Source organism: Lyngbya sp. CCY1209 (genome assembly GCF_035615495.1).
In the GTDB taxonomy this organism is placed as follows: Bacteria; Cyanobacteriota; Cyanobacteriia; order Cyanobacteriales; family Microcoleaceae; genus Limnospira.
The window spans coordinates 1-292 of sequence record NZ_JAJENU010000057.1 but is presented as its reverse complement, the minus strand read 5'-3'; the positions used below and the strand labels follow the sequence as shown (position 1 = coordinate 292).

Sequence of the window (292 nt, the reverse complement as noted above, 5' to 3'; positions counted from 1 at the left end):
ACCATTTTTCCATTTACTTCGATTTCTTGAAGTGTGTGACAGATTCTTGTCTTTTCTGGTTTGAGTTGGAGTCCAATAGGTTTTAACCATTCGGAGATAGCAATCTTGCACTGTTCAATAACTTTGAGGCTTTGGGATATAACCACAAAGTCATCGGCATATCTAACGACCGTTGTGTTGATTGTTTTCCCATTTATAATGTGTTTTGGGAATAATTTTTCTATGTGCCTCACCATTCCATCCAGTGCGATGTTGGCGAGGAGTGGACTTATTACCCCTCCTTGAGGTGTCC

1 protein-coding gene is annotated in these 292 nt (G+C 40.4%); it reads right to left on the bottom strand.

Going from position 1 to position 292, the window contains the following annotated elements; translation table 11 throughout:
- Positions 1 to 292 (bottom strand): reverse transcriptase/maturase family protein (locus LKE08_RS00290; protein WP_324702195.1); only part of this gene is annotated, 292 nt, incomplete at both ends.